The organism is Pseudoalteromonas prydzensis, from assembly GCF_001661495.1.
GTDB classification, from domain to species: Bacteria; Pseudomonadota; Gammaproteobacteria; order Enterobacterales; family Alteromonadaceae; genus Pseudoalteromonas; species Pseudoalteromonas prydzensis.
Window position 1 is genome coordinate 14879 of sequence record NZ_BDDT01000016.1, and the last position, 12783, is coordinate 27661.

The 12783-nt window shown below is 40.3% G+C and carries 14 protein-coding genes; all 14 read right to left on the reverse strand.

Translation table 11 applies throughout. From position 1 onward, the window contains the following. Positions 1–52: 52 nt before the first annotated feature. Positions 53–1594, reverse strand: a complete 1542-nt coding sequence (gene atpA / locus A7968_RS19620; protein WP_064668238.1) for a F0F1 ATP synthase subunit alpha — start codon at positions 1592–1594, stop codon at positions 53–55. A 14-nt stretch (positions 1595–1608) separates the two neighbouring features. Then, complete coding sequence (gene atpH / locus A7968_RS19625) at positions 1609–2142, reverse strand: F0F1 ATP synthase subunit delta (protein WP_064668239.1); 534 nt, start codon at positions 2140–2142, stop codon at positions 1609–1611. 16 nt (positions 2143–2158) lie between these two features. Beyond that, positions 2159–2629 (reverse strand): F0F1 ATP synthase subunit B, encoded by a 471-nt coding sequence (gene atpF / locus A7968_RS19630; protein ID WP_016710497.1) that lies wholly within the window; start codon positions 2627–2629, stop codon positions 2159–2161. Positions 2630–2670: 41 nt separating this feature from the next. After that, complete coding sequence (atpE, locus tag A7968_RS19635; RefSeq protein ID WP_004588071.1) at positions 2671–2904, reverse strand: F0F1 ATP synthase subunit C; 234 nt, start codon at positions 2902–2904, stop codon at positions 2671–2673. A 60-nt stretch (positions 2905–2964) separates the two neighbouring features. Further along, complete coding sequence (gene atpB, locus A7968_RS19640; RefSeq protein ID WP_064668240.1) at positions 2965–3819, reverse strand: F0F1 ATP synthase subunit A; 855 nt, start codon at positions 3817–3819, stop codon at positions 2965–2967. 15 nt (positions 3820–3834) lie between these two features. Next, positions 3835–4215, reverse strand: coding sequence for an ATP synthase subunit I (locus A7968_RS19645; RefSeq protein WP_064668241.1), 381 nt, complete (start codon positions 4213–4215; stop codon positions 3835–3837). A gap of 142 nt (positions 4216–4357) precedes the next feature. Continuing rightward, a complete protein-coding gene (locus A7968_RS19650) occupies positions 4358–5275 on the reverse strand; it encodes a ParB/RepB/Spo0J family partition protein (protein WP_064668242.1) in 918 nt (305 codons plus the stop codon). Between the two features lie 17 nt (positions 5276–5292). Then, positions 5293–6078 carry a ParA family protein gene (locus A7968_RS19655; RefSeq protein WP_064668243.1) on the reverse strand — a complete coding sequence of 262 codons (786 nt, stop codon included), beginning with the start codon at positions 6076–6078 and terminating at the stop codon, positions 5293–5295. Between the two features lie 14 nt (positions 6079–6092). Next, the gene (rsmG, locus tag A7968_RS19660; RefSeq protein ID WP_064668244.1) at positions 6093–6713 is read right to left on the reverse strand and encodes a 16S rRNA (guanine(527)-N(7))-methyltransferase RsmG; all 621 of its coding nucleotides are present in this window, start codon (positions 6711–6713) and stop codon (positions 6093–6095) included. 15 nt (positions 6714–6728) lie between these two features. Next, positions 6729–8618: a tRNA uridine-5-carboxymethylaminomethyl(34) synthesis enzyme MnmG gene (gene mnmG, locus A7968_RS19665; protein WP_064668245.1), complete on the reverse strand. Its 1890-nt coding sequence runs from the start codon at positions 8616–8618 to the stop codon at positions 6729–6731. Positions 8619–9046: 428 nt separating this feature from the next. Next, positions 9047–9496, reverse strand: a complete 450-nt coding sequence (locus A7968_RS19670; protein WP_064668246.1) for a flavodoxin domain-containing protein — start codon at positions 9494–9496, stop codon at positions 9047–9049. A 634-nt stretch (positions 9497–10130) separates the two neighbouring features. Beyond that, positions 10131–10763 carry an isocitrate lyase/phosphoenolpyruvate mutase family protein gene (locus A7968_RS19675; RefSeq protein ID WP_064668247.1) on the reverse strand — a complete coding sequence of 211 codons (633 nt, stop codon included), beginning with the start codon at positions 10761–10763 and terminating at the stop codon, positions 10131–10133. Between the two features lie 125 nt (positions 10764–10888). Continuing rightward, on the reverse strand, positions 10889–11461 hold the full coding sequence (locus A7968_RS19680; RefSeq protein ID WP_064668248.1) for an OmpA family protein: 573 nt from the start codon (positions 11459–11461) through the stop codon (positions 10889–10891). A gap of 5 nt (positions 11462–11466) precedes the next feature. Continuing rightward, positions 11467–12771 (reverse strand): TolC family outer membrane protein, encoded by a 1305-nt coding sequence (locus A7968_RS19685; RefSeq protein ID WP_064668249.1) that lies wholly within the window; start codon positions 12769–12771, stop codon positions 11467–11469. Positions 12772–12783: the final 12 nt, after the last annotated feature.

Here is a 12783-nt window from a genome sequence, read left to right on the forward strand (position 1 = left end):
CTCCGAATCAAGGTGTGCTTTAGCAAACTAAAGCGCACCATTAATAACTAAATTACCAAGTTTGCGTAGACTTGAACTTCTCTAGAAGTTCTTTAAGTTGCGCTTCGATCTCGGCGTTGTAGTTACCAGTTTCATTGATTTGAGCCACAAGCTCTGCGTATGTGCTGTTTGCATAAGAAAGTAAAGCTGCTTCAAAATCCATGATTTTAGGGATTTCGATATCTTTCAGATAACCTTTCTCAGCTGCAAATAACGACAAAGACATTTCAGCAACAGACATTGGCGCGTACTGTTTCTGCTTCATTAGCTCTGTTACACGCTCACCATGCTCAAGTTGAGCACGTGTTGCATCATCAAGGTCAGACGCGAACTGCGAGAACGCAGCTAATTCACGGTACTGAGCTAGGGCTAGACGGATACCGCCACCTAGTTTCTTAACGATTTTAGTTTGTGCAGCACCACCAACACGCGATACCGAGATACCAGCATTTACTGCCGGACGGATACCTGAGTTGAATAAGTCAGTTTCTAAGAAGATCTGACCATCGGTGATAGAGATAACGTTAGTCGGTACGAACGCAGAAACGTCGCCGCCTTGAGTTTCAATGATTGGCAATGCCGTCAATGAACCTGTTTTACCTTTCACTTCACCATTGGTGAACTTTTCAACGTACTCAGCGTTTACACGCGATGCACGCTCAAGAAGACGAGAGTGAAGATAGAATACGTCACCTGGGTATGCTTCACGACCTGGTGGACGCTTAAGTAGCAATGAGATTTGACGATAAGCAACAGCTTGCTTAGATAAATCATCATATACGATTAATGCGTTTTCACCACGGTCACGGAAGTATTCACCCATAGTACAGCCCGAGAACGGAGCTAAGTACTGAAGTGCCGCAGACTCAGAAGCAGATGCAACAACTACGATTGTATTTGCAAGTGCACCGTGCTCTTCTAATTTACGTACTACGTTAGCAATAGTAGAGGCTTTTTGACCAACCGCAACATACACACACTTAACGCCTGTGTTTTTCTGGTTGATGATTGCATCGATTGCTAGTGCAGTTTTACCTGTTTGACGGTCACCGATAACAAGTTCACGTTGACCACGACCAACTGGGATCATAGCGTCGATAGATTTATAACCAGTTTGTACTGGCTCATCTACTGATTTACGCTCGATTACACCTGGTGCAATTTTTTCTACAGGTTCAAAACCGTCGTTATCTAAAGCGCCTTTACCATCGATAGGTGCACCTAGTGTGTTTACAACACGACCAAGTAGACCAGCACCAACAGGAACCTCTAGGATACGACCAGTTGTATAAACTTTTACGCCTTCAGTAAGGTCAGCGTATGGACCCATTACTACTGCACCAATTGAGTCACGCTCAAGGTTTAGTGCGATAGCATAACGGTTGCCAGGAAGCTCAATCATTTCACCTTGCATACAGTCAGCTAGACCGTGAATGCGGATGATACCGTCTGTAACAGATACGATAGTACCTTCGTTACGAGCTTCACTTACAACTTCGAACTGCTCAATACGTTGTTTGATCAGATCTGAAATTTCAGTGGAATTAAGTTGCATGCTCTTTTTCCCAATTACGATTGTAGTGTTGTGGCTAAGCGGTTTAATTTACCGCGTATTGAGCCGTCGATTACAGTGTCACCAGACTTAATGATAAGCCCACCAACCACTGCTGCGTCTTCACTACAATTCAGCTTAACTTTGCGTGCGAAACGTTTTTCAAGTGCCGCTACCAATGTTTCCTGCTGCGCAGCAGCAAGAGGAGTTGCCGAAATCACGTCTACTTCGATTTCTTTATCGTATTCTGCTTTAAACTTAGCAAATAACTCTGCAACTGCAGGTAGGGCTATCAAACGTCCATTTTCAGCCATCACCTTAACTAGGTTCTGACCTTGTTCGTTGAGCTGCTCAGCACAAATTTTAATAAATAACTCAGCTTGTGCTTTAGCAGTAGGCATACCAGCTAAAACGCTTGATGCTTGTTCGTTGCTGGCTACTTGGCCAGCAAAGAACAACATATCGTTCCAGCTTTCAATGGTGCCTTTTTCAACGGCAAGTTCAAAAGCCGCTTTAGCGTATGGGCGAGCGATAGTAGTCAATTCAGACATGCTCATACCCTCCTAATTACAGCTCAGCGACAAGTTTTTCAACGATGTCACTATGTGCGGCTTGATTGATTTCGCGCTCTAAAATACGTTCAGCACCAACCACTGCCAGAGTAGCTACTTGTTTACGTAGTTCTTCTGTTACGCGGTTGCGCTCTGATTCGATTTCAGAATGCCCTTGAGCAATAATTTTTTCACGCTCTTGCTGACCACGAACTGTTTCTTCGTCAACAATTAGCACGGCACGCTTTTTAGCTTGATCAATGATATCAGCCGCTTGAGCTTTTGCATCTTTAAGCTGTTCAGCAGCTTTCTTTTGCGCAAGTTCTAAGTCTTTTTCGGCTCTATCAGAGGCAGCTAAACCATCTTCGATTTTCTTCTGGCGAGCTTCAATTGCACCGTTTAGTGGTGGCCATACGAATTTCATACAAAAAAGTACGAACACCGTAAATGCAATTAGTTCACCGATAAGAGTGGCGTTTAAGTTCACGACCGCTCCTCCTTAAATAGTAAGCTGTTCAAAAAATAAAATTAAAGTACGAACAAGATTACCATCGCGATACCAACACCGATCATTGCAACAGCATCGATTAGACCAGCAAGGATGAACATCTTAACTTGTAGTGAAGGTGCAAGCTCAGGTTGACGCGCACATGCTTCAAGGAATTTACCACCCATGTTACCGAAGCCGATTGCAGTACCGATAGCACCAAAACCGATAAGTAAAGCAACTGCGATATACTTAAGACCTAATACTAGTTCCATTTTTTTCTCCAAAGTTTCAATTGTAAATTAAAGTTAAAAGTAAATTTGTAAAGCTATAAATTAGTGATTGTCTGAACTTGCCATACTTAGATAAACAACCGTTAGCATCATAAATACGAATGCTTGTAACACGATTACTAAGATGTGGAAAACAGCCCAAACAAAGTGCAACGGTAGTTGCATTAAACCAACTGCGCCGATCAAGATGAATATCAACTCACCAGCATATAAGTTACCGAACAAACGCAGTGCTAACGAGAAAGGCTTAGACACCAGTGCAATTAGTTCTAGTAATAAGTTACAAGGGATTAAGAAAATCATTGCAATCTTATTGTTTGAGCTAAACGGATGAAGTGTAAGCTCAGCAATAAAGCCGGTAATGCCCTTGATTTTAATTGAGTAACCGATCATCAGAATAAACACGCCTAACGCTAAAGCAGCGGTTAAGTTGATGTCAGTTGTCGGTACGATTTTCATGTATACATCATGAGAATCCATACCAAATGCGTTTTCGCCAACGAAGCCGGCAAATGCAGGTAAGAAGTCAACTGGTATTAAATCCATTAAGTTCATTAAGAATATCCAAACGAATATTGTTAATGCTAATGGTGCAATAAGCTTGCTCTTACCATGAAAGGTATCGCGTACGTTGTCACCAACGAACTCAACGATCATTTCAATAAAACATTGAAATTTTCCTGGTACACCAATTGTTGATTTTTTAGCGGCACTACGGAAGATCCATAAAAATATTAGACCTAGTCCGATAGACCATGCGAGGGTATCTATATGCCATGTCCAGAAACCACTGTCCGCACATGCTTTATTGAAGGCTAGACCTGTATCGGTCGAGCACATCTTAGCATTGGTTAAGTGATGCTGGATATGGCTTGATATAGTCACTTCTTCAGCCATGTTATATCCCAAAAGTTAATGTTTAAAAAAAACGGGTGCAAACAATCCAGTAAATAACGCCAGTACATAACTACTAAAGAAAGGTAATAAAATTACCGGAAAATGCTTTAGTACTAGCGCAAACAAAATGATTGTCAGCATAAATTTTAGTCCGTTACCACGTTTTAACGAGGCATACGCTTGATCTGCTCTGCTTGCACCCATATATCTGAATGCATAGATGGCAAATACACAGTGAGGAAGTACGGCTACAGCGCCTCCAGCTAATGCTGAGAGACCGGCACTTACTCCCCAACCTAAAAATACGATTATGGCAGCAACTACAGCTACACAGCCTTGCAAATAGATTAATTTTAACGCAGCCAATCGATAAGGCGCTGCTAACTTATTTGTCACGTTTAGTTAACCTTATTGGCGTTCTATTTGTCAGGGCATGAAAACTGGCGAAATTATACTGATTCCTGCCAGTTTTGCAACTTGAGTCGGTGTATTGTGGTGCAAATTTACGACGAATGTCTCTTTTTGGACATGATATTTATTAATGCTCGAAATTCTCAGCGTTTATACGGCTTAAAATTCCGTCTAACTCTTCTAAATTAGTGTACGAAATAACCAAATTCCCTTTGCCTTTTTTGTTGTAGTTAATTTCTACTTTAGCCCCTAAGTTATCAGCCAATTGCTGTTCTAACTGTTTGACATCTGGATCTTTTTCTACAATTTCCTTTTTAGGAGCAGGCTCTAAAATTGAACGTACTAGTTTTTCCGTTTCACGCACTGTGAGGGCTTTAGCAACAGCCAGTCGGGCAGCGTCAGATTGCGCTTCACCTTCTAAGGCTAAAAGACAGCGTGCATGGCCCATTTCAATGTCACCATGTTCCAACAAAATTTTAACATCATCATTAAGATTATTTAGTCGTAATAAGTTGGTAACGGTAGTGCGAGATTTGCCAACTGCATCTGCTACTTGTTGATGAGTTAGTTCAAATTCAGTTAATAAACAATGTAACGCAACCGCTTCTTCCATTGCATTTAAATCTTCGCGCTGAATATTCTCAATCAGTGCGATAGCCACAGCCGCTTCATCAGGTACGTCTTTAATTATACATGGCACTACATCAAGCTTGGCTATTTGTGCAGCGCGCCAGCGACGTTCACCGGCGATAATTTCATAGCTGTCCTTTGCAACCGGACGCACTACGATAGGTTGAATAATGCCTTGCGAGCGAATTGAACTGGCTAGTTCTTCGAGCGCTTCTTCTGACATGTCTTTACGTGGCTGATATTTACCTGAATGTAAGAATTCAATGGGTAGCTTTTGCAACTCACTACTGGTTGGCTGAACAATAACATCCTGCTCACTCGTATTGAGTTGTTCTTTGTCGATACTCGGTGCAGGCTTTGACGAACTTAATAAAGCATCGAGTCCTCGGCCTAAGCCACGTTTTTTAGCAGACATGTTCTTTTTACCTCAAGTTAGGCGACGATTGGGGATATTTTTTCTTTTCTGCGTAACATTTCACCAGCAAGTGCTAAATACGCTTTAGCACCACTTGATGCCCGGTCATAATACATAGCTGGTGCACCAAAACTGGGCGCTTCTGCTAAACGTACATTACGTGGTATCACTGTGCGGTATACTTTATCGCCAAAATGCTGTTTAAGCTGCTCTGATACATCATTGGCCAAACGATTACGCGGGTCGTACATAGTACGTAAAATCCCTTCAATCTGTAGTTTTGGATTAACTAACTTGGCTAATTGGGTGATGGTGTCCATTAATGCGGTCAAACCTTCTAAGGCGTAATATTCGCATTGCATGGGAACTAAAATAGAGTCGGCGGCTGCCATGGCGTTCACTGTTAACATATTCAGTGAAGGAGGGCAGTCGATAAAAATAAATTCGTACTGATCCTGAATTTTTTCAAGCGCGTTACGTAACCGCACTTCACGGGCATAGAGTTCCATCAATTTGACTTCTGCTGCGGTTACATCACCGTTTGCAGCAATCATATGGTATTCGCCTGACGTTTCTTTGATGATAACGTCATCTATAGGTTTATCTTCAATGAGTAAGTCGTAAATAGTTGGCACGTCACCATACTTATCTACGCCACTTCCCATAGTCGCATTACCTTGCGGATCAAGATCAATTAACAGCACTTTGCGTTTGGTTGCAGCCATAGACGCAGCGAGATTTACAGCAGTCGTAGTTTTACCTACTCCACCTTTTTGATTTGCTAATGCGATGACTTTTGCCACAGTGTCTCTGATCCCTAGTCTTTAGATAAAATAATTAAATGCCTTTGCGCATCTAACTTAGGCACTTCCAAGGCGATTTTTTGCTCGAATTTAATACCCGCAGGTAATGATTCTAGCTCTTCGCTTGGAAACACGCCTTTTAAAGCAATAAATTTACCTGAATGATCAATCAAGTGCGAACACCAGTCAACCATATCTTGTAAAGATGCAAATGCGCGACTTAATACACCATCTAATTTAACACTTGGTTGATAATCTTCAACTCTAGACTGCACTGGGGTTACATTTTTAAGGCCTAGCTCATGTTTTACCTGCATTAAAAAACGCACTCGCTTGCCTAAGCTATCTAGTAAAACAAATTGTGTGTCTGGTAATGCAATCGCTAACACGATACCTGGAAGGCCTGGACCTGTTCCAACATCAATATAATGATGACCGGGTAGGTGAGGAGCAACAACGAGACTATCCATAATATGCTTAATCATCATATCCTCGGGTAAACGCACAGAGGTTAAATTATAAGCTTTGTTCCATTTATTAAGTAACTCAACATATTGAACAAGTTGTTGCTGTTGTTTTTCGGTTAGCGCAATATCAGTTTGCGCTAACAATGTGGTTAATTGTTGCTGTAACACAGTATTCCTTAATGGCTACGCAATTTTGCGTAGCAAGCCTTGCTTCTTCAGATACACTAATAATAGCGAAATCGCCGCAGGCGTGATACCTGAAATACGCGATGCTTGGCCTATAGTATCAGGACGCGCTTCAGTTAATTTAGCTACAACTTCATTTGATAAACCTGAAACAATCGAATAATCGTAGTCTTTTGGTAAAACAGTTAATTCATGACGAAGCTGTTTATTGATCTCATCTTGTTGACGGGCAATATAACCTGCGTACTTAGTATGGATCTCAACCTGCTCTAATGCAGCTGCGTGATCAAACTCTGATCCTAAACCATCGATCGCCATCAGATCATTATAACGGATCTCAGGACGACGTAATAATTCTTCTAAACTCGCTTCACGCGTTAATGGTGTTTTGAGTAAGCTATTCACTTGTTCAATAACTGCGTGATCTTTATGGATCCAAACGTCTTTAATACGTTGTGATTCTTTAGCAATAATGTCCATTTTGTCATTAAATGCCTGCCAACGCTCGTCATTAATCAAACCTAACTCACGACCTTTAGCGGTTAAACGGATATCAGCATTGTCTTCACGTAATAATAAGCGGTATTCAGCACGGCTGGTGAACATACGGTACGGTTCTTTAGTGCCTAGCGTCGTAAGATCATCAATTAGTACACCAACATAAGCTTCATCGCGACGTGGTGTCCAAGGTTCTTTACCTTGTACCTGCAATGCCGCATTCATACCTGCAATTAAGCCTTGTGCACCGGCTTCTTCATAGCCAGTAGTACCATTTATTTGGCCAGCAAAGAATAAACCGTCAATAAACTTGGTCTCTAACGACTTTTTAAGATCGCGAGGATCGAAGAAGTCATACTCGATAGCGTAACCTGGGCGACAAATATGGGCATTTTCAAAACCAGTGATCGATTGCACAATCTCTAATTGCACATCAAACGGTAAGCTTGTTGATATACCATTAGGGTAGAGTTCATAAGAAGTTAAACCTTCAGGCTCAACAAAAATTTGGTGTTTGTCTTTATCAGCAAAACGTACAATTTTATCTTCGATAGACGGGCAATAGCGTGGGCCAATCCCTTCAATTACACCAGAATACATAGGTGAACGGTGTAAGTTGTTACGAATTACTTCATGGGTTTTTTCATTAGTATAAGTGATATAACACGCTATTTGTTGTGGATGATCAGCTTGTTTACCCATAAATGAAAATACCGGTGTTGGTGCATCACCTGGTTGTTCTTGCATTTTGCTAAAATCAACAGTGCGTGCATCAATACGTGGTGGTGTGCCGGTTTTTAAGCGATCAACGCGAAATGGTAATTCACGTAACCGATTTGCTAAAGCAATCGAAGGTGGATCACCTGCACGACCACCTTTAAAGTTTTCTAAACCAATATGGATCTGTCCGCCAAGGAAAGTTCCTACAGTTAACACAACTGATGGGGCGCTAAAACGTAGTCCCATCTGGGTTACAACACCGGTTACTTGATTATTTTCTACAATAAGATCATCACACGATTGTTGAAAGATCTTTAAGTTTTCTTGATGTTGTAAAATATCTTGAATAGCGGCTTTATATAATGCGCGATCAGCTTGCGCACGAGTAGCTCGAACTGCAGGCCCTTTTGAAGAGTTTAAAGTACGAAACTGGATGCCACCTTTATCGATCGCTTGGGCCATTGCGCCACCAAGGGCATCGATTTCTTTAACCAAATGACCTTTGCCAATCCCACCAATTGCTGGATTACATGACATTTGACCAAGGGTATCCATATTATGAGTCAACAGTAGAGTATTCATACCCATACGTGCAGCAGCTAACGCAGCTTCTGTACCTGCATGTCCACCACCAACAACAATAACATCAAAATTTTCGTGAAAAATCATTTCGGGATCCTACTTAATCAACCAGCAAACTTCCAAGGGGGAGCGTATTCTACCTATAAATTGTCAGAAGATAAATGATTAAACTATGGGCAAGATCTAAGTAAATGATCTCTAATAATATAAAGGATCTTTTAAAGAGATCTTTTATTACTGTTACTACTACTGAGCAACATTTCTGTTGATAAGGTTTAATTCACTTATTAAAACATAAAGTTAGATCGGATCTAAAGGTGTTAATATGATCGGATCTAACTGATTACAAGCTCTGATCAAAAAGGCTGTTTATACACAGGGGGTGTTGGATCAGATCTTATCCAATGGATAAGATACCTTTAAAACGCAGTTAGATCATAGTTTATCCACAATCAGATCTAAATACTCAGTAAATTGTGGGTAACTTTTATTGTGGATCAATATCGTGATCTTAATTAAATACTACTGACTTTTTCGATCCAGCTTGGTAACCAAGCTAATGCAGTGTCTTCTGGGAGTTGTTCATCAAGAATATTCAACTCTAAACGATCGGCAATACGGTGAGCACCTTTGCTTAGTAATAGTTGTTCAAGGTTACGTCCAGCTAGATTATAAGTATCGTAACTGGTATCTCCTAAGCCGATAACTGAAAAATTTAAACCTTTTAAATCATCGACTTGATTAATATCTTCTACGAAAGCTAAGAGATTTTCAGGATAATCTCCCGCACCATACGTTGATGTGCAGAGTAACCAAATTGTATTTTCTTGATTAATTTCAGAAAAGTTAGGTTGATCATGAACTTCAGTGTTGATCCCCTGTGTTATTAGCTGTTCTGCAAGCTGTTCACCTACATACTCAGCTGATCCCATTTGGCTGCCTATAATGATATTGACGGAGTTCATTTTTGATCTGATCACACAACTGCTTATTAGTGCGCTTATGATAACTGAGTTTAGTCAGCAGTAAAGCCTTGAATATACTTTTGTATAAGTTTTTTAGGTACGGATGTTGTGTTTTTTTATATTTTTATTGTAACTAATTGATATTTAGATTAATAAATAAAATATTCCAATGTGTAATCTTATGATCAAGCTGTTGATAAAAAGTGGGAAAGTAAGATCATAACCATTATTTTTGATATTTAAATAGTGCTAAGTAATTGATTTTTATTTTTATAAAAGCAGAATGACGAGATTGTTTATAATTTTTAAAGTGACGATCTAGATGTGGATAGATCAGTTGTTGATAACGATCATTGTTGCTGTAAATTAATTTTAAAAAGTTAAAAATCACTTTAAAAAGGCGGCTGGTTTAAAAATTAACAGCTATAAATAACGATTTCGTGGATTTATTGTACTAAATTGTTGGTTTGCGCTAATAAATAATCTGATTTTTATTGCTCGCTTTGTTAAAAATGAACAAAAAAGCCCAAATTGTGGATAACAATTTGGGCTCTGTCAGATCAATTTTCAGATTTGTTGGTATTTCCGTCACTAATTTTGATCTTTGCGTTATCTATTTTGCGTTGAAAAACTATCACTGGAACAAATGATCGCAATTTTTAGAGTTATTAAAGGAACAGCTGGCCGTTAAAATAAAGTGTTTTGTCACATCAAATAGGGCATTACCAAGCGAAAAACGTTGCACGCCTTGAGCAAATAACCTGCGCGAATCGCTTGCTAGCTCATCAGCCATTATATTTACAGGCACACTTAACGCAGTTGTTAGTTGTTTTATTGCTGCTGAATCAGTTAATCCAGGGACGAATACTCCGTCAATGCCGGCCGCTTGGTATGCTAAAGATCTTGTTATTGTTGGGCCAATTTTAGCTGTTTGCAGGAAACAGTCTGTTCGTGCATTTATAAATAATTGCGAAAATCCATGCCGATTTAAGGTATTTTTAATGGCGACTAGTATCGCTATTTGCTGTTCTTGAGGGCGTAATTTCCCCGTTACTTTATCTGAATCTTCTATATTTATACCGACAGCGCCTAGTTTAGCCACGGCTAAAACATGCTGACAAATAGTGTTTATGTCATTACTGTAGCCTGATTCTATATCGACAGAAATAGGGATGCTAACCGCATTTACAATTGGTTTTAGTTGATTTAAAAATTCTGCAAATGAGCATTGCTCACCATATTCGGTATTGAACGCTAATCGAGACATAATACTCGACTTTAATATTTAACCTGAACTCTGGATAATAAATCCATCTCCAGCGTTACTTTTAACGCTATTGGCATAAAAAAAGCCTTAGCATGCTGCTAAGGCTTTTTAATACTTCTGGTTATTTAATTACCATAAAGCTGCCATTGCTTTTGGTAGCCTGTTGAATCAGGAATACTGAGTATTGCAATCAAGCGGGTATCACGTCCTGCAAGGTTTTTAGGCATATGGATAGGGTACTCGTAGGTTTCTGTTTGAAAACGGCTGCTATTTACTCCATTAGCAATCAGAATATCTGTTACCGTTTTTACGCGGCGTTGAGCAAGTTTACGGTTGTATTCATCTGTTCCTTCAACACTGGTATCGCCAATTAAATATAATTGGGTTTGCGTATTTTGTTTCATATCTTCGGCAAGCTCGATCACTTTAACTTGTTCTTGTGGGGTTAAAGTATCTTTATCAAAACCAAAATCAATGACACGCACATCAGCATGTGGAATATTGGTAGCTGCAGGGCAACCATCGTTATCGGTTACTGCTTGATCTTGTGTTTGCGCGCAATTATCACGGGCATTGATCACCCCATCTACATCGCTATCATACAGATCGCGTGATTGTTCCTGTGGGCCATAGAGAACGGGATCAGACGCACAAGCACTGAGGCCTATAATGGTCGCAATTAAGAGTAAATTTTTCATACTGATTATTCCTTATCGTCTTCTATTTGCCATGCCTCTGGTGTATCAACACGCAGTGCTTCCACCAGCTTTCCTGTTGCATTAATTAACCGATAGCTTGCTTTACGTTCATCGAATGCGGCATTTAAATAGTTACGACGAGCAACAAAGAGTTCTATTTTTGAATCCAGCACATCTAATAGCGAGCGTCGACCTAGATCAAACTGTTTGTCATAGCCTTGCTGTGCTTGGCTGGCAAAATCAACGTTCTGTTGATAAAAGTTTTTTTGCTCGCCTACAAAGGTATAGGCATTCCAGGCTAATTTTGTACCTTCTGTTACTTGGCGAAGGGTATTATCGCGCACTGCTGTGGCTTCTTGATAGCGCCATTTTGAAGCTTCTGTTTTGGCATTGGTGCGACCTCCATTGTAGAGATCATAACTCATGGTTAGCATGATACGAGCGTCATCATCAGGACCCTCAAAGCCGCCAATGTTTTCGTTATCATTTACATCCAGCTCAAGTGCAAGCTTAGGCCAGTAACCACTTTTATCACGTTCTATTTGTTTGTTTGCTGCGTTGATATCCAGATTAGCTGCACTTACTTCAGGGTGCGAGGTGACAGCAAGTTGGATTGCTTGCTTTAGATCCTTAGGTATATAGTTGGCATCTGGTTTTGGCACCATTAAGTTATCAGGGTAACTGCCTACCAAATCATAATAATTAGCTTCTAAATCGAATTGATTATTTTTAGCGGCTAATAATCCTGATTGTGCTGTAGATAACCTAGCTTGTACTTGGGCAACATCGGCGTCACTACTGAGCCCTTTGGATTTTCGACTTTGAATGTCTTTTAAGATGTTTTGGTGATCGACCACATTTTGCTGTTGTAATTTCACTATTTCTTGGGCTTTGATCAGATCTAAATAGACTTGGCTTACCTCCAAACCTATGTTTTCAGCTTCTGATACTAAGCTTTGCTGATCTGCACGCATTTCATAATCAAGGCGAGCAACATCTGATGAGGTTTTAAAACCATCAAATAGCATTTGCGAGATCCTGAGGCCTAGTTCACGACGATCCATTTCAGTATCGACAGAGTTACCACTGTTGTTGGTGACATTCTCATAGCCATAGGCGGCATAAAGCCTTATTTGTGGCAAATATTCGCTAAACGCGGTGCGTTTATCGCGATATTTAGCCTCAAAGCGCGCATATTTTTGCAGTAGGCGTGGGTTTTTATTGAGTGCCTCAGCAACAGACTGTTCAAGTGTTAATGCATGAGCAGTACCACTCAATGCAATTAGTGGGATTATAGCTAAAATACGCATTCCGTGTCCTTT